Below are 17,378 nucleotides of genomic sequence, written 5' to 3'. Positions count from 1 at the left end.
CGGGGCCGGTCAGGCGTCGCGGCCGCGCCGCGCGTGGCGGCGGGCCTTCAGCTTGCTGCCGCACCCGCCGGTCATCGAGCACCAGCGGCGCGTGCCGGGGCGCGTGGTGTCCTCGAACCACAGGACGCACTCGGGGTTCGCGCAGTGCTTGACGCGCGCGGCGTTCTCGGTCAGCAGGCGCCGCAGATCGCGCGCGGCGTGCCACGACGCGGCCCACGCGTCGGGGACCTCGACCGTCTCGCCGGCGAGGTCGAGCCGGATGCGGCCGCGCGCGAGGACCGCGTCGACGGCCGCCGCCGAGGACAGGTCGTCCGGGCGCTCGAGCACCGCGCGGAGCGCCTCGCGGGTGCGGAGGAGGTTGGCCCGCGCGCCGCCCCCGCCGAACGGGAGCCCATGCCCCGCAGCCCACGCCGCGCACGCCTCGGGGTCGTCGAGCAGGTCGTGGCGGCCGGCGTCGTCGATCCACACGGTGTCGACGAGGTCGAGCGCCAGGGGCTCGGAGGTGAGCGGGCGGGGGTCCACGCGTCGAAGTCTAGCGGTCGCAACCATCAAAACGCTGTTTGACGGTCGCGGTGTGGTACGGTGCGGCCTCCGCTTCAACCGGCAAACATCGTTTTGACGGTTGCACCACCCCTCTCACGTGCCCATGACCTCCACCCCCAGCGCCTTCCTCGGACCGCGCATCGCGGTCGTCGCGTTCGCGGTGATGACCGCCGCCTTCGGGCTCAACTTCGCCGCCGGCCAGTTCCTCGCCCCGTTCGGGCGCGAGGAGGGCTGGGGCGTGACCGAGCTGAGCCTCATCGCCGGGCTCAACGCCGCCGTCGCCGGGCTCGTCCAGCCGCTCGCCGGTCGCCTGGTCGATCGCATCGGCGCCCGCGCCGTCATCGCGTGCGCGATCGCGGCGCTCGCGGCGGCGTACGTCCTCCTCGCCGCCGCACGCGAGCTCTGGCAGCTCGTGGCCGTCTACGGCGTGCTCGCTGGCGCGGCGTTCGGCGCGTCGAGCTCGATGGCCGTCGGCGCGCTGATCAGCACCTGGTACGTCCGCCGCCGGGCGCAGGTGCTGGCCCGCGTCTTCATGGGCATCAACGCCGGCCAGCTCACGCTGGGTCCGCTCGCGGGGCTGCTCATCGACGCGTCCGGGCCGCGGACGGCCGCGCTCGTGCTCGGGCTCGTGGTGCTCGTCGCGGTGGCACCGGCGGCGGCGCTCGGCCTCCGCTCACGGCCCGCGGACGTCGGCCAGCACCCGGACGGCGCCGCGATCGAGCCGGACGCCGCTGCGCACCCCCAGGCCACGCTCGCCGAGGCGCTGCGCGACGCCGACTGGTGGCGCCTGACGCTCGTGTTCGGCGTCAACGGCGCGACGCTCTACCTCGCCCTGCTCCACCTCCCGCGCCTGGCCGAGGACGCCGGCGGCGGGCCGGCCACCGGCGGCGCGCTGATCGCGGTCGCCGCGGCGCTCAGCGCGGTGTCGATGGCAGGCATCTCGACGTTCGCCGCCCGCATCGACGTCCGCCGGCTCGTCGGCGCGCTGCTCGTGCTGCGGGCCGCCGCGCTGCTCGCGGCCGCCGTGGGCGACTCCGTCGCGGCGCTCTTCATCGCCGCTGCGCTCTTCGGTGCGTCGTCGTTCGTGGTGATCCCGCTGATCGTCGGGACGCTGGGCCAGCGCTTCGGGGCGCGGGCGATCGGCGCGGTCCTGGGCGCCTCGTTCGTCGTCCACCAGACCAGCGCCGGGCTCGCGGTCGCCATCGCCGGCCTCGTCCGCGATCGGGCGGGCACGTACGGGCCCGCGTTCGCGACGGCCGCCGTCCTCGCGCTGCTCGCCGCCGCCCTCGTGCGCCGCGTGACGCCGGCGCCCGCCGCTGCTTCCGGCCCCGCGCCGATCCGACCTTCCCACCACCCGATCCCTGAAGGAGGGACCGCATGAGCACCACCCCGATCACGACGCCGGTCACCCGGCACCGCACGGTCACGGTCGACGGCGTCGACGTCTTCTACCGCGAGGCCGGCGACCCGGCGAACCCGACGCTCCTGCTGCTGCACGGCTTCCCGAGCTCCTCGCACATGTTCCGCAACCTCATCCCCGCGCTCGCCGACGCCTTCCACCTCGTCGCGCCGGACTACCCCGGCTTCGGGCAGAGCTCGTTCCCGCCCCGCGGGACGTTCGACTACACGTTCGAGCGCCTCTACGAGGTGGTGCTCGCGTTCGTCGACGAGATCGGCCTGGAGCGCTTCTCCATCTACATCCAGGACTACGGCGCGCCGATCGGGCTGCGCCTCGCCGAGCGCCACCCCACCCGCGTGCAGGCCATCGTGTCGCAGTCCGGCAACGCGTACATGGAGGGCTTCACCCCGTTCTGGGACCGGCTGTTCGCCCACGCCAAGGACCGCGCGGCGCACGAGGAGAGCGTGCGCGAGTACCTCAGCTACGAGGCCACCAAGTGGCAGTGGACCCACGGGACGCGCGACCCCGAGGCGATCGCCCCCGACACGTGGGAGCTCGATTTCCAATACCTCGACCGGCCCGGCAACCGCGAGGTCCAGCTCGACCTCTTCCACGACTACCAGTTCAACCTCGACGGCTACCCCGGCTTCCAGCGCTACTTCCGCGAGCACCAGCCGCCCACGCTGCTCGTCTGGGGCAAGAACGACGAGATCTTCGGGCCGGCCGGCGCCGAGGCGTTCAAGCGGGATCTGCCGGACGCCGAGCTGCACCTCCTCAACACCGGCCACTTCGCGCTGGAGGAGGAGCTCGACACGATCGCCGGCCTGATCCGCGACTTCCTGACGCGGACGGCGCGCTGACCCATGCCGCAGCCCACGGACATCCGGCCGCCGTTCACCGCCGAGACCGCGCGCGCGAAGGTGCGCGCGGCGCAGGACGCGTGGAACACCCGCGACCCGGAGCTCGTCGCCCGCGCGTACACCGAGGACTCGGAGTGGCGCAACCGCGACCAGTTCCTCCGTGGGCGCGCGGAGATCGTCGCGTTCCTGCAGCGCAAGTGGGAGCGTGAGCTCGACTACCGCCTGCGCAAGGAGCTGTGGGCGTTCGGCGCCGACCGCATCGCCGTCCGCTTCGAGTACGAGAGCCGCGACCCGGCGGGCCAGTGGTGGCGCAGCTACGGGAACGAGCTGTGGCAGTTCGCGCCCTCGGGCCTCATGGCCCAGCGGTTCGCCTCGATCAACGACGTGCGGATCGAGGAGGGCGAGCGTCGGTTGCGGGGGTGAGCGAGGCGGGAGGCCCGTGTCCGTGCGGGCCTCCCCGCCACCGCGGCTCCCGCTGACGTATCAGCGACCTATGCGAATTCGCATACACGGGTTGGACGGCCGCCGCCCTTGGATGTCGCGGCATGACCACCACCCACCGTGCCTTCCGTCGCCTCGCCGTCGCGGCGCTCGCCACCGCGAGCCTCGGGGCCGTCACCGCCTGCGGCGCCGCTGACGAGGAGCCCGCCGCGGGCGAGAAGGAGCCGCAGCAGGTCAGCGAGCAGAGCTTCTCCTCCGCCCGGGACGCGTACGACGTCAAGCTCGCCGGCTGCCTGCGCTCCAAGGGCCACGACGTCAAGGACCCTGCGCCCGGCCAGGGCATCCAGGAGTCCTCCCCCGCCATCAACGCCTCGGCCTCTGAGTGCATGAAGGAGCTCGGCGACCCGCCCACGGTCGCCCGCTCGAAGGCCGACGAGGCGGCGGCCGAGAAGAAGGCGCTCGAGCAGGCGGAGTGCCTGCGCGAGAAGGGCTACGAGGTCGAGGACCCGGCGCAGGGCGCGCTGATCGTGCCGGAGGACGCGACCCAGGAGGACATCGACACGTGCCTCGCCGCGCGCTGACCATCGGCGCCGTGGCCGTCCTCCTCGGCGCCGGCACCGTCGGCGCCGCCGCGCTGCTCGTACCCGCGGACGGCACGCCGGCGCCGCGGGCGCGGGCCGGGGCAGCGCTCGCCACCGCGCCGGTCACGTCGGGCCGCGTGGGCGCCGAGACCCGTGCGGTCGGGACCCTCCTCTACCCCGCGAGCGCTCCGGTGGCGGCCGCGGCCGCGGGCGTCGTGACGTGGCTCCCGGCGGAGGGGACGATCCTGCGCCCCGGGGACGTGCTGGCGACGATCGACGCGCGGCCGATCCTGCTGCTCCGTGGCTCCCTGCCGGCCTACCGGACGTTCGAGAAGGGCATGGCGGACGGCGAGGACGTGCGGCAGCTCGAGGCGGGCCTCGCGGCCCTCGGGTACTTCCGCGGCGACGTCGACGACCGCTTCTCGGAGTGGACCGCCTGGGGCATCAAGGCCTGGCAGCGTGCGCTCGGGCTCCGGCCGACCGGCAGGCTGGCCCACGCCGCCGTCCTCTTCGCGCGCCACGACCTGCGGGTGGCGCGGCGCCGGGCGCGGCTCGGCGCGGTCGTCGCTCCCGGCGAAGACCTGTACGCGACGTCCGCGACCCGGCGGGTCGTGCGCGTCGACCTCGCGCTGAAGGACCAGCACCTGGCCCGCGCGGGCGCGCGCGTCACCGTCGAGCTGCCGACCGGCGGCGAAGCCCGCGGCCGCGTGACGCGGATCGGCGCGCCGCGGCAGCGCCAGACGGAGACCGGCACGTCCGTCGTCGTCCCGGTGGTCGTCCGCCTGCGCGTCCCGCACGCGGCCGCCGCCTTCGCCCGGGCGACGGTCACCGTGCGCCTGCGCAGCCGCACACGGACCGGCGTCCTGACGGTGCCGGTCGCCGCGCTGGTCGCGCTCGGACCGCAGCGGTTCGGCGTCGAGGTCCCGGACGGGGCGGACACGCGCCGGGTGCCCGTGCGGGTCGGCGCGTTCGTCGCCGGGCGGGTGGAGATCGCCGGCCGCGGCATCACCGCGGGGACCCGCGTCGTGGTGCCGTCGCCGTGAGCGGCGACATGGTGCTCGAGGACGTCGTGCGGACCTACGGATCGCCGCCGGTACCCGCGCTCACCGGCGTCGACCTCGCGGTGACCGCCGGCGAGCTGGTCGCCGTCGTGGGCCCGAGCGGGTCAGGGAAGTCAACGCTGCTCAACGTGATGGGCACGCTGGATCGGCCGACGTCCGGGCGGGTCCTGCTCGACGGGGTCGACGTCGCCGCGCTCAGCGACGCGCAGCTGTCGGCGGTCCGGGCCCACCGGATCGGCTTCGTCTTCCAGTCGTTCCACCTCGGCGAGGGCGTCCGCGCGGTCGACGTCGTCGCCGACGGCCTGCTCTACACCGGCCTGCCGCGCCGCCGCCGGCGCGAGCGCGCGCTGGCGGCCCTGGCCCGCGTCGGGCTGGCGCACCGCGTCGAGCACCGCTCCAACCAGCTCTCGGGCGGTGAGCGCCAGCGCGTCGCGATCGCGCGCGCCGTGGTCGGCGACCCGCCGCTGCTGCTCGCCGACGAGCCGACGGGCAACCTCGACTCGGCGTCCGGCGCGAGCGTCGTCGCGCTGCTGCGCGAGCTCAACGCCGCGGGGACCACGATCGTCGTCATCACCCACGACGCGGAGCTGGCCGCCGTCCTCCCCCGCCGCGTGCGGATCCGCGACGGGCGCGTCGTCGCCGACGAGCCGGCGGAACGATGACGCCGCTCCCGCCCGCGCGCCTGCGCACCGGGGACCTGCTGCGGCTCGGCGTCTCCGGGCTGCGGACCCGTCCGGGCCGCGCGGTGCTGTCCGCCCTCGGCGTCGCCATCGGCATCGCCGCGATGGTCGCCGTCGTCGGCATCTCGGCCTCCAGCCAGGAGCGCCTGCAGCGCCGCCTCGCGGCGCTCGGCACCAACCTGCTGACCGCCGAGCCGGCCGCGGCACCGGGCGCGCCGACGGCGCTCCCGGCCGACGCCGCGGCACGCGTGCGCCGGATCCCGGACGTCCTCGCGGCGGCCACCGTCGCCGACCTGGAGGGCGTCCGCGTCTACCGCAACCGCGCGATCGACCCGGGTCGCACCGGTGGCCTGACCGTCACCGCGGCCGAGCTCGGGACCCTGCGCGTCGTCGGCGCCCGCGTCGCGGCCGGGCAGTGGCTGAACGGCGCCACTGCGACCCTCCCGGCGACGGTGCTCGGGGCGACCGCCGCCCGGCGCCTGGGCGTCACGCGCCCCGGGACGCTCGTCTGGCTCGGGGGCCGCGACGCCGTCGTGGTCGGCATCCTGGAGCCGGTCCCGCTCGCGCCGGAGCTCGACGTCGCGGCGCTCGTCGGCGTGCCCGCCGCCCGCCGCGCGCTCGGCGGCGCCGGCCGCCCGACGCGCCTCTACACGCGCGCCGCCGACACCGCGGTCCGGCCGGTGCGGGAGCTCATCGCGCCCTCCGTCCGGCCGCAGCGGCCGGGTGCCGTCGCGGTCTCGCGCCCGTCCGATGCGCTCGCGGCCGTCGATGCGGCCGACGAGGCGTTCACCGGCCTGCTGCTCGCACTGGGATCGATCGCGCTGCTCGTCGGGGGGATCGGCGTCGCGAACACGATGGTCATCGCGGTCATCGAGCGGCGCCGCGAGATCGGGCTGCGGCGGGCGATCGGGGCGACGCGCGGCCACATCCGCCGGCAGTTCCTCGCCGAGGCGCTCGCGCTCTCGGCGTTCGGAGGCGCGGCCGGCGTCGGGCTCGGCGCCACCGTCACCGTGGTCGTCTCGCGCTTGAACGCGTGGGTCGTCGTGCTCCCTCCGACGGTGGTGGCGCTCGGCGCGGGCGCGACGGTCGTGGTCGGCGGGCTGGCCGGTCTGTGGCCCGCGGTGCGCGCGGCGCGGACGCCCCCGAGCGTGGCGCTCAACGGTTGATATGCCAGTGATAGACCCGGCACCTACGCTCGATCCCATGAGGGTCCTGATCGTCGAAGACGAGCCGTACCTCGCCGAGGCGATCCAGACCGGCCTGCGTCTGGAGGCCATCACCGCGGACGTCGTCGGCGACGGCGAGCAGGCGCTGCATCGGCTCGCGCTCCACCCGTACGACGCCGTCGTCCTCGACCGCGACCTCCCGGTCGTCCACGGCGACGACGTCGCCCGCCGCATCGCCGCGGACCGCCTTCCGGTGCGGGTGCTCATGCTCACCGCCGCCAACCGGCTCGACGACAAGGTGCGCGGCTTCGAGCTCGGCGCCGACGACTACCTCACGAAGCCGTTCGAGATGCGCGAGCTGGTGGTGCGGCTGCGGGCGCTCGGACGGCGCCCGCCGGAGGGGACGCCGCCCGTGCTCGAGATCGGCGACCTGCGGCTCGACCCGTTCCGGCGTGAGGTCCATCGCGACGGCCGGTACGTGCCGCTGACCCGCAAGCAGTTCGCCGTGCTGGAGCTGCTGATGGCGGCCGACGGCGGGGTCGTGAGCGCCGAGACGCTGCTCGAGAAGGCGTGGGACGAGAACGCCGACCCGTTCACCAACGCGGTCCGCATCATGATCTCGTCCTTGCGCAAGCGCCTCGGCGAGCCGTGGATCATCCACACGGTGACGGGCTCGGGGTACCGCATCGGGCCTGCGGAGGAGCAGCCGTGAGCGCCCGCCTGCGCCTGGCGCTCAGCTACGCGACGTTCGTCGTCGTCTGCGGCGTCGCGCTCATGGCGGTCTTCTTCTGGGTCCTGCGGTTCGTGCCGGAGGGCAACCTCACCGCCGACGGCGGGTCGTTCGCCCCCGACCGCAGCGACCTGCTCCGCGCGTTCCTCCGCCGCGCCCTGCAGGTGCTCGCCGGCCTGGTCGTGGTCGGCCTGGCCGGTGGGTGGCTGCTCGCCGGACGGATGCTGCGCCCGCTCGACCGCATCGGCGCCGTCGCGCAGCGGGTCACCGAGGGCTCGCTCGACCACCGCGTGCGCCTCGACGGTCCGCACGACGAGTTCCGCCTGCTGGCCGACACGATCGACGGGATGCTCGACCGCCTCCAGGCCCAGATGGACGAGCAGCGGCGCTTCGCGGCGAACGCCTCCCACGAGCTGCGCACGCCGTACACGATCAGCCGGTCGGTGATCGACGTGGCGCTGGCCGACCCGGACGGCCGCGACGTCGACGAGGTCCTGCGGCGGCTCAACGCGACGAACCGCCGCGGCACGGAGGCGGTCGAGGCGCTGCTCGCGCTCTCGACGCTCGACCACGGCGCGGCGGTCGACCGCGTGCCGATCGACCTGGCCGAGGTGGCTGCTCAGGTGCTCGAGGAGCTCCGGCCCGAAGCGGACGCAGCCGGCGTCGCGCTCATCGGCGAGCTCGGCGAAGGCGACACCGACGGCGACCCGACCCTCGTGCGCCAGCTCGTCTCCAACCTCGTCCTCAACAGCATCCGCCACAACCTCCCGGCGGGCGGCCGCGCCGAGCTCCACACCGGCACCGCCGACGACGGCCACGTGGCGCTGCGCGTGCGCAACACCGGGCCGGTCGTCGCTCCGGACGTCCTCCCCACGCTCACCGAGCCCTTCGTCCGCGGCACTGGCCGGGTCGCGGACGGCACTTCGTCGCTTCGCGGGAGCGGGCTGGGCTTGGCCATCGTCGCGCGGGTCGCGGCGGCGCACGATGCGCAGCTGCACCTCGACGCTCCGGGCGATGGTGGGCTCGACGTGCGGGTGTCGTTCCCTCGGCCTCGAGCCTCGGACGCTTCGGGCGTGTGAGCTGAGGCATCAGAACGGCGAAGGCCCGATCAGATTGGGCCTTGTCGGGAGACAGGATTCAACCTGCGACCGCCCGGCCCCCAGCGCCCCTGGGTGAGTTCCGCTGAGTTGAAATCCCAGCGTTCATCGTGGTTTGAGACTACCTGAGTTGCGGCCGGAACGGGGTCGAATCGCTCACTTTGGACCCCGACTTGGACCCCGGTACGAAGGTGTTCATTCGCGCGGGCGCGCACACCGCGAACCAAGGTCCAGCCACGGACAGCGTGGACCTGCTTCGAACGCATTAGGCCGCGAGCGAGGCTCATCGAAATCCATGTCTCTGGTTATGTCTCGGTCTTCTCGGGCCGGTAGCTTCGTGTTCGTCGCCGCCTGATGCGCGAGCTTCTTGAATTGCCGTAAGACCAGAGCGGCCTTACAGTGCCACGACACTGGTCGACGATTGGCAGATCAGCAATGCGCGCTTCTGAGACGGAACAGACTGGAAGCACCGGCGTCAACGAGGTCATGGCTGACCTGACGAGGCTCCGCTGGGGACCCGTTCCAGTACCCGGTCAACACGACCTGGGCACCGACATTTTCGCCCAGGTGCGAGATCGCCGGCGCTATGACCTCGGCCTTGTGGTCGGTGTCCAGGTGAAGGCGGGCGCCAGCTACTTCGCGCGTCCGAACCAAGACGTAACGGACGAATGTCCTGAGGGCTGGTGGTACGCGGAGGGAGACAAAGCTCACTTCGACTACTGGACGACACACCACGTTCCGCATCTGCTCGTCCTCTACAACGACGAAAGCGAGACGGCCTACTGGGTGCACGTGACCGCCGAATCCGTCGTCGACACCGGTGCGGGAGCAAAGATCTTGGTGCCGCGCAGCGCCACACTCGACGACGAGCACCTTGACGAGCTATTGGCAGTCGCAGCGACCTCTCGCCCGGGCCTCGCGCTGGAAGGAACCGCGTGGACCGGAGCCGAACCGCCAACAGCAAACGACGCCCTCCGGTTCGCGATGGTGGTTCCGAGGCTTGTCGCCCCGCACCCCAACGTGGCACGCGAGGAGCCGTTCACACCGACTCAGGCGATTGCCCTCTTGATGCTGGCACGATTCAATGAGCTAGACCGGGACGCTGAGCGCTTTCCGGGCGCTGTCCCGCGCATCCGCGACGCCGTAACGCATACAGAGTGGTCATGGCGGTTCGTCGGAGCGTTGGCGACACGGATGCTGGACGACGATGGGTCCGCGCTACGGGCGGCGTTCGACGATGCGCCGAACCCGCCGTCACGCGCGGCCGCGGTTGTTGCGCTTGCATGCTTCGCGATCGAGCAGGGCACTCCCGCCGACGCTTGTGCGGCGCTCAACGAGGCCCTGGCCGATGACCAGATGTTGCCGCTTGACGACGTGTGGCTGAAGACCCAGCTGGCACGTGCGGCACTTGATGTCGGTGAGGTCGATGCCGCGCGCGGCCGCGCCGCTGAGTTGCTGGCCGCCAACGTAGGAGCAGCAGGCGATGTCACCGCGAGCGCCCTTCGCGGAGTCGCAGCGATTCTTCTATTCGACACTGCACCGTGGATCGAAAAGAACATCGGCGAGGCCATCCAAGCAACGGACACCGCGGCCCGATGGTGGCGCACGCAGACGGCATACCGTGGCGCAATCAGCGTCGTTGAGCGGGAGTTCAATGACTGGGCGCGGGATTCATCGGTGACGCTCGGCGGTCAAGACGAGGCGAACAATCTCCTCTACGTGTCTGCGCTCGCGGCGAGCCACCTTGGCGATCATTCCGCGTGGCGAAACCTCTCGGCTCTGCTTGGGCGTGATTCGTTCCTGCGACTCACACGTCACACGTCGGTCGATACAGCAGCGACAGCTCTTGACACGCTGCGTCTTTGCGGCGACGGGAAAGGCGTCGAGCTCTCCGTCCGCCGACTTGTGGACGACGGTCCTGCACTTGCCGTCCGAGACGTAGCCAAACGGGCCTCCCTCGAGCGTGCGACGCGAACCACTCTCTCCGCCGACCTCGCCCTTATCGAGCACGGTGGCGACGTCTTCGATGAGCAGGCTGCAACGGACGCGTTCGCGTGGCTCAGCGGCCTTCTCGACGATCCCGCACCACTCCTGAGACTGTCTGCGGGACGCGCCTTCGAACCGAACGTGGTCGCGCTGGACACCCTAGCGGGGCTCGCACCGCCGATGTCGGAAGCCGTCGCGGATCTTGCGACCTTGACCCTGCCCGCCGCTCCTCCTGCCTGGTCCGAACTTGCACAGACCGCCTGGGCGAAGCTCCTAGATGCCCTTCCTGAGACCGTCTGGACAGAGACTCGCGCTCGGGCGCTGATGCCCGTTTCGTCACTACCGCCGCTCCGCTGGGTGATTCTGCGTCTTGCTGCGCCTCATGTTGAGGACGCACACGCGCAGCTCGTTGAAGCTGCACAGCGCGGCTCTGTCGACGCGCTGGGCGGGCTCGGCCGGATCGACGAAGTTGACCGAGAGGTCGTTCACGCCGTGGTTCCGCAACTGATCGACTCGCTCGATTCGATCCGCACGGGTGTACGCAAGGGCACACTTAGTTTCGGACCAGGTGACCCTGCCCGCGCGCTGGCGGTCATCGTCATGCATCATCCTCACCCTGACGGTCTTGAGGCGCTGATCAGCTTCCTGGAGGACGAAGTTGTACCCCGTGCAGGTAAGCGCGAGGCGCTCGCGGTGCTCGCCCGCTCCGCCTCGACCCTCGATACCGGGGCGCGCGACCGTCTTCGCCGAGTCGCCGAAGTCGCCCCGCGCCACAACCCACCAATTGAGACTCCATTCGAGAACAACGACATCCGTGGCCAGGCGGCGTATCTGGCTGCAGCGTTGGCCGATGGCGATGGCCGGGCCGCCGCGCTCATGCCGGAGCTTCTCGAGGGCTCAGCGAGGCATCGCCGCTGGGCGGCGCACCTCGCCGCACTTCACGCCACGCTTGCCCCGGCGCTCGTGGTACTGCTGAGTGACGAGGCGGCCGTCGTACGGGCCACAGCGGCGGCCGAGGCGGCGCTGCTTCTCACCCGCGGCGAAGCCCCAGAGCCTTTGGTTACTGCGCTCGAGTACGCCGCGGATGATCCCGGGCGCCAGGTCGCGCTTGCACTAGCGCATACGCTCGCCAGAGCAGAACAGCAGCCCGAGCGAGCAATGGCGCTCCTCAGCCATCTCGCTGAACACCCGTCCGCAACGGTTCGCCTGCACGCAACCTGCGAGCCGGGTCAATGACCGCCCCGGCTGCGCGCCGATGCTCGACCGCACCTGGGTCACGATAGACGCGGGGTTCAGTTGTCACCGCGCAGAGTAGGAGTGACGCAGCTGTACGAAGTGAACTTGGCCTGGTCCAGTTCGGGTGGAGCCTGAACCCCGACTCCATCGTCGCACCGTGGCACCACGCTCACGCAACCCACTGAGCATCCGCGAGCTCGTGCTTGTAAGTACCGGTAGCGAGATAAGCGCGCAGTCGCTTTCCTTCGGCAAGAGGCCGCACTTTGGCAGTCGCCTGGCCGGCGGTCTTCGCCTCGGTCGCGTAGACCTGTCGGTAAGCCGGTGAGTCGGTACCGACGGTCGGGTCGGTCGCGAATACGATGAAGCCTCGCCGCGTGCGGCGTGCCTCGTTCACCGAAGCGACCTGCTCCCGCTCGGCCTCGAGGTCTTCCGCCCACTGGAGGAGGTTCATCTGCTGCGCGTTGGCGGGGCTCATGCGAGCTTCTCCTGCGTGCCGCCTGCGGCGGCGACGAAGCGTCTAAGAGCTTCCACAGTACTCCCGGTGAACGCGTCGAACGTCTTCTGGGGAACCTTCTCGTAACCCCAGTCCCGGCCGGCCAAGGCGCTGGCGTCACGTGCCCATCGGCGGGCCCGCGCGTCCTTGTGCGGGACGTCCGGATCCTCGAGCCCCTTGGTCTCAACCACCAGGCAGGAGTCGTCCGCTAGCCGAATAACGAAGTCGGGGTAGTAGTAGCGCAGCGCCCCGGTCGAGGAGATGTACTCCAGCGCGAAGCGGCTATTCATCGTGAGCTTGGCCCAGGCGGCTACGTCTTCGGCCTTGTCAAGGAATTTCGCGAACCGCTTCTCAAGCGAAGAGTCCACTGGGGTGATGTTGAACACGGTGCGTTCTCCGGTGTAGGTATCCCGAGACCATGGGAAAGCCGGCGTCTCGGACACGCGGACGGCGTGCTCGGTGATTGTTGCCTCACGCTCGCCTATTGAGAGGGCGCGCAGGGCCTTTTGGAACGAAGTCGTGACGATGGCTTGAGCATCGTTCTCAGCTAGGCGACGAAGGACGACTTTGTCGTCCAACTCGACCTCCACGGAGAAGACCCTGGTGCGCAGGTACTCACGCATGAGCGGAGCTACAACGGCGAAGGCCCCGGCGATGCCGGCGACGCCTCCGGCCCTTAGCGCAGCGTTGGTGTACCAGGTGATGACCCCGGACGGGTCCTCGGCGTAGGGGACGAGGAATTCGTCACGCTCCACCTCGACCTTGTCGATGAGGTGGAGCCCTCGGTACTTGATGTACTCGTCCGGCTCAACGTCGGGGACCGGCAGGCGGGCCGCCGGCGCCTCGAAACTTCCGAGGGTGAGGGTGCCGAGCGGTGTCTCCGTGCGCACGATTGTGCGGCTGAGCTGCGGAATCGTGATGTCGAACCGACGCTTCGCCTCGTCGGCGAAAATCGTGAGCGCGCCCGCCTCGATCTTGTCGGCGTCCTCCTTCTCAACGACGAGGCCTCCGTCCAGTTGGGCGCTCCAAAGGTCGCGGAAAGCATCGTGCTCGATTACTACGACGCGCTCGTCGTGGCCGGAGCCCGGCGGCGTCATGCGCCGCAGACCACGACCGAGAGCCTGCTCGGGGAGGATCTTCGCCCTCGCGGTCAGGCTCCGCAACGTCACGATGACGCAGACGTTGCGCACGTCCCACCCCTCACGGAGCATCAGAACGCTGACGATGCAGCGGATTCGGCTGTCCGGGCCGTCAACCTCTCGGGCGGCGTTCCGCGCGACGTCGAGATCAGCCTTCGTGATTTCGCCTGAGGCGTTGGTGTGGATGACGAGCAGGCGGTCGCCAGAGAACTCGGGGCGCTGGCGCAGGTAGTCGCCCACCTCGTCGGCGGCCTGCGTGTTCTCGGCCATGACGAAGAGCACGGGACGCTTGCCAGCGGGCTCGAGCGCGTCGTTGAACTTCCGCCAACGCGCAACCGCCACGTCGAGCCACTGACGGTACCGCTGTGCGGCGGAGTCACCCAGCTCGATGCTCGCGCCGCGGACCTCGCCGATCAGCGGCGTCTTGACGATGCCGTCTGCGACGGCTTGCGCGAGCGGGTAGTCACAGACAACGTGCCGGAAGATCGTGCCCTGCTGAGTCTTCGGCGTCGCCGAGAAGTCGATCTGCGAAACCACCCCAGCGCGGCCGTCATCTGGTGCACGCTCCTGCAGCGCGACGTGCAGGCGCTCGATCGTCTGGTTCCACTGGAGCTTCTCGGACCAGACGTGATGGGCCTCGTCGTTGAGCAGCATGACGCGCCCCGCATCGGCGATCCGCTCGAACAGCCGCGCCGCACCGGTGTCGGCCGCATTGACGTCCCGGTTCACGCGCGGACCCAGCATGGTCTCGACTGGGTTCGGCGGCGCCGCCGCCTTCCTCGAAGGTGTCTCGTATAGCCGCTGCACGTTGGTGAGATAGAGCGCGCCGCGATTAGCGACCGGTGTGAGCTCGTCCTGCAACACAACAGTGAGGTCGAAGTCAGCCTCCCATTCGGGCGGGATGATTGGGTCGCGCCGGAAGGTCGCCGCGTCGGCGAAGTCCGTCTTGAGCCGCTCGAACACGATCACGTTCGGCGCGATGACCACGAACGTCGTCGTCATGGGCGAATCGGGCTCGTACGTGGCGTGAAAGTACGACCAGGCGATGCAGAGGCTCATCGCCATCGTCTTGCCGGAGCCGGTCGCCATCTTGACCGCGAGCCGCTGCCGGCGGGTCTCCTGAGGGTCGATCATGATCCCCTGCTCTGCGTAGGGCAGCAGGTCGAGGAAGGAGCGGACCTGCTTGATCTCGGTCAGGTAGACGAAAGTCTCGACGGCCTCGCGCTGGCAGAAGTAGAAGCGGAACGGGTAGCCATCGCCGGTGCGGTGCTCGTCATCGAACCAGTACCCGAACAGGCGCCGGGTCGTTCGGCTGGCACCGGGGTAGCCGTTAGCCCGCCACGCATCAACTTCGGCGCGGACCGAGTTCACGAGGTGCGTGCCCTCGCTTGGCTTGCGGCGTGCGGGGACGGCGAACGGGTCGCCGGCGATTACCGTCTCGGTGGCCTCAGTCACTTGATCGTGACCTCGGCCAGCTTCGTGGTGTCGTTGCCGAAGATGTCGATGACCTTGACGACGAGCGAGTATCGGCCCGGCGCGTCGTACTCGTGGAAGTCGGTCCTGGTCTCGAGCATCGGTCTCGCCTTGGTCCGGTACGCCTGCCAGCGGTTGTGGAAGGTGTCGTCGCGGTAGTCGAAGTCCACGGACCAGTAATCAATGAGGTCGGACCACTTGCCGATGCGGTCGCGGACCTTTGGCGGGATCAGCTCCTCGCTTGGGATCGCAAAGTCCTGGAGGACAACGGAGACCTCCCGACCTTGCCGGCGGACGTCCAGATCGAGGTACGCGAGCTCGAAGAAGCGCACCGAGTCGGCGTCCTGGATCGAGCGTTCCATCACCTCGCGCGGGATGGCCCGCGGTCGAAGCTCGACGCCTCGGCGCCGGCCTCGCTCGACGATGGTGTCGTTCAGGCCCATCTCCCACTCCCAGCCCAGCACGTCGCAGGCGGCGATCCCGTGATCGGCCATTTCGTCGATCACCTCTTCGCATTCGTCAACCGTCACGGGGGCGTCGGTTGCACCGATATGGACCATGCGACCATCCTTGCGGCCATGAAGGTGAAGGAAGCCCTCGACCGGCTCGGCGCGGTAGAAGGCGAGGATGGTGTCGAGGTAGTTGCGGAGGGCCCCGTTGCCGGTGGCGAGCTGCCAGCGCTGGCGCTCGTATGCGCCGAGGTTCTTAATCTCAAACGGCTTGCAGTCAGGGATATCCAGGAGACGCTTGCGTGTGGTGTGGATCGCGAAGCGTCCCAGGTCACAGCCGATCCAGCGGCGGTCCAGGCGCTCGGCCGCGACGAGGGTCGTTCCGGAGCCGCAGAACAGATCGGCCACGAGATCACCCGGGTTGCTCGATGCCTCGATGATCCGCTCGAGGAGCACGAGCGGCTTCTGGGTGTCATAGCCGGAGCGCTCGACTGCTTGGGAGTTGACCGGCGGGATGTCGTCCCACACGTCATCGACGAGGTGGCCCTCGTTCTCCTCCAGGTAGCGCTTCAGCTGCGGACGCTTAGACTTGTCCTCCGGCTTGTGGATGCGCCCATCCGCGTCGAGTTCGTTCATCGAGGCGAGGCTGTAGCGCCAGCCCTTCGGGGGCGGCGGGAAGCCCTGCCACTCGTACGTCATATTTGGGCGCGGGTTCGGGCTAGTGAGGTTGTCGAGCCGGTACGGACCCCGGCCGTCGCCGTCGTCATGCGTGTACTTCGTCCCCGTGTACCCCGGATCGAGTGGCTCCCGCGGCGGGTTCCACAGGTATGTCGCGCCCTTTGAGTAGTGCAGGATCACCTCGTGAACGGGTGACCACTTCTTGGCATCTCCGTGACCGGAGACGCGCTTCCAGACGATCTCTGCTCGGAATCGGTCAGCGCCGAACACCTCGTCGCAAAGGACCTTCAGGTAGTGACTCACGTTCGGCGCGCAGTGCAGGTAGAGGGAGCCATCCTCGCTGAGCAGCTCGTGGATCAAGACGAGCCGCGAGAACATCATCCGGAGGTACGACCCACGCCCTCCGCTCCATGTGTCTCGGTAGGCGTGCTCCTCCAACACGCTCGGCTGCTTCGTCAGCGTGACGTCGCCAACATCGACCCGGAACGAGAAGTCGGTCCCGGTGTCGAACGGAGGGTCGATGTAGATCAGCCGCACGCGCCCGGCGTACTCGCGCAACAGACTCGACATGACCAACTGGTTGTCGCCCCACGTCAAAAGGTTGCGGCCCGCTTTGGCGGGACTCGCCCCGAGCAGTGAACCCCGATCCCGCTCGCGCGTAGCGCGCGACTCGTTGATGCTCTCGACCGTCTGGAACGGCAAACTGAGGCGCTCGACTTGTTCCGGGCGTTGCTCCCAGTTCAGGCGGACGGACAAAGGGACTCCTCGCTCAGGGGATTCGGGTGACCACACGCCACCTCGACCGTAATCCTGCCGCCACGAGCGGTCAGACCGAGACCCGCTGGCGCGGGCGGCTTGCAGCGAGGTACCCGTCGAGGGCAGCCAGCGGCGGCCCCGCGACATCAGCCAGCTCGTCCGCGATCAGCTTGGCGTCTACGGCCGGCAAGAAGAGCAACGCTCGTCGCATCCACGCGCTCCAGGTGGAAGCGTCCGGGAAAACGTCCAGCCGCGCTGCGAGCGGCTGTAGGGGAACTCCGAAGCCGAAGGGCGCGAGTCTTTCCACGGCGATGCCACAACCAAGCTCATAGCGGCGCCCGCTGATCTCGATCGGCGAGGAAAGATGCTCTGCCGGGCTATGTACGAGCGCCGAGCCGATGACGCGACCACGATCCCGCCCGGGGTTTCGGAAGCAACCGCGGGTCGTGTAGAGGAACAGACGATCACCCTGCCCAAGACGCTGGGCTGCGACCGCACGAGTGGCCGGGAAAGCCATCCGCCCTTCGGTGAGCACCCATGCGAGCGCAGCGCGGTCTCCAATGATGCACAGAGCTGACGAGCTCACGGTCCCACGGTAACCAAGCTCCAC

General features: G+C 70.2%; 15 protein-coding genes. 10 read left to right on the top strand and 5 right to left on the bottom strand.

Features of this window, described 5'->3' with window-relative positions; genetic code table 11:
- Window positions 1-9: 9 nt before the first annotated feature.
- The gene (locus tag AC1UE5_RS02950) at window positions 10-522 is read right to left on the bottom strand and encodes a CGNR zinc finger domain-containing protein (protein WP_482920566.1); all 513 of its coding nucleotides are present in this window, start codon (window positions 520-522) and stop codon (window positions 10-12) included.
- Window positions 523-646: 124 nt separating this feature from the next.
- Here AC1UE5_RS02950 and AC1UE5_RS02945 point away from each other — a divergent pair, with 124 nt between their 5' ends.
- The 10 genes from AC1UE5_RS02945 (at window position 647) to AC1UE5_RS02900 (ending at window position 11,780) form a co-directional block, all read left to right on the top strand.
- Complete coding sequence (locus AC1UE5_RS02945; protein ID WP_482920565.1) at window positions 647-1,924, top strand: MFS transporter; 1,278 nt, start codon at window positions 647-649, stop codon at window positions 1,922-1,924.
- Window positions 1,921-2,802: an alpha/beta fold hydrolase gene (locus AC1UE5_RS02940; RefSeq protein ID WP_482920564.1), complete on the top strand. Its 882-nt coding sequence runs from the start codon at window positions 1,921-1,923 to the stop codon at window positions 2,800-2,802. Before AC1UE5_RS02945 ends, AC1UE5_RS02940 begins: the two co-directional genes overlap by 4 nt.
- A gap of 3 nt (window positions 2,803-2,805) precedes the next feature.
- A complete protein-coding gene (locus AC1UE5_RS02935; RefSeq protein ID WP_482920563.1) occupies window positions 2,806-3,225 on the top strand; it encodes a nuclear transport factor 2 family protein in 420 nt (139 codons plus the stop codon).
- A gap of 122 nt (window positions 3,226-3,347) precedes the next feature.
- Window positions 3,348-3,824: a hypothetical protein gene (locus tag AC1UE5_RS02930; RefSeq protein WP_482920562.1), complete on the top strand. Its 477-nt coding sequence runs from the start codon at window positions 3,348-3,350 to the stop codon at window positions 3,822-3,824.
- On the top strand, window positions 3,806-4,867 hold the full coding sequence (locus tag AC1UE5_RS02925; protein ID WP_482920561.1) for a peptidoglycan-binding protein: 1,062 nt from the start codon (window positions 3,806-3,808) through the stop codon (window positions 4,865-4,867). The genes AC1UE5_RS02930 and AC1UE5_RS02925 overlap by 19 nt, the downstream gene beginning before the upstream one ends.
- 8 nt (window positions 4,868-4,875) lie before the next feature.
- Window positions 4,876-5,547: an ABC transporter ATP-binding protein gene (locus AC1UE5_RS02920; protein ID WP_482920685.1), complete on the top strand. Its 672-nt coding sequence runs from the start codon at window positions 4,876-4,878 to the stop codon at window positions 5,545-5,547.
- Entirely contained in the window at window positions 5,544-6,731 is a 1,188-nt protein-coding gene (locus tag AC1UE5_RS02915; RefSeq protein WP_482920560.1) for an ABC transporter permease, read from the top strand. Before AC1UE5_RS02920 ends, AC1UE5_RS02915 begins: the two co-directional genes overlap by 4 nt.
- Window positions 6,732-6,768: 37 nt before the next feature.
- A complete protein-coding gene (locus AC1UE5_RS02910; RefSeq protein WP_482920559.1) occupies window positions 6,769-7,443 on the top strand; it encodes a response regulator transcription factor in 675 nt (224 codons plus the stop codon).
- The gene (locus AC1UE5_RS02905; protein ID WP_482920558.1) at window positions 7,440-8,540 is read left to right on the top strand and encodes a sensor histidine kinase; all 1,101 of its coding nucleotides are present in this window, start codon (window positions 7,440-7,442) and stop codon (window positions 8,538-8,540) included. The genes AC1UE5_RS02910 and AC1UE5_RS02905 overlap by 4 nt, the downstream gene beginning before the upstream one ends.
- 504 nt (window positions 8,541-9,044) lie before the next feature.
- Window positions 9,045-11,780 (top strand): DUF4365 domain-containing protein, encoded by a 2,736-nt coding sequence (locus tag AC1UE5_RS02900; protein WP_482920557.1) that lies wholly within the window; start codon window positions 9,045-9,047, stop codon window positions 11,778-11,780.
- Window positions 11,781-11,949: 169 nt separating this feature from the next.
- On the opposite strand, the gene AC1UE5_RS02895 is transcribed toward AC1UE5_RS02900, so the two are convergent.
- The 4 genes from AC1UE5_RS02895 to AC1UE5_RS02880 form a co-directional block, all read right to left on the bottom strand.
- On the bottom strand, window positions 11,950-12,255 hold the full coding sequence (locus AC1UE5_RS02895) for a hypothetical protein (RefSeq protein ID WP_482920556.1): 306 nt from the start codon (window positions 12,253-12,255) through the stop codon (window positions 11,950-11,952).
- Window positions 12,252-14,867 (bottom strand): DEAD/DEAH box helicase family protein, encoded by a 2,616-nt coding sequence (locus AC1UE5_RS02890; RefSeq protein ID WP_482920555.1) that lies wholly within the window; start codon window positions 14,865-14,867, stop codon window positions 12,252-12,254. Before AC1UE5_RS02890 ends, AC1UE5_RS02895 begins: the two co-directional genes overlap by 4 nt.
- The gene (locus AC1UE5_RS02885; RefSeq protein WP_482920554.1) at window positions 14,864-16,768 is read right to left on the bottom strand and encodes a site-specific DNA-methyltransferase; all 1,905 of its coding nucleotides are present in this window, start codon (window positions 16,766-16,768) and stop codon (window positions 14,864-14,866) included. The genes AC1UE5_RS02890 and AC1UE5_RS02885 overlap by 4 nt, the downstream gene beginning before the upstream one ends.
- A 70-nt stretch (window positions 16,769-16,838) precedes the next feature.
- Window positions 16,839-17,354 carry a hypothetical protein gene (locus tag AC1UE5_RS02880; RefSeq protein ID WP_482920553.1) on the bottom strand — a complete coding sequence of 172 codons (516 nt, stop codon included), beginning with the start codon at window positions 17,352-17,354 and terminating at the stop codon, window positions 16,839-16,841.
- Window positions 17,355-17,378: the final 24 nt, after the last annotated feature.

The organism is Parviterribacter multiflagellatus (assembly GCF_056863265.1).
Note: the sequence above shows the minus strand (reverse complement) of the source record. Positions and strands in the feature narration are given on the sequence as shown.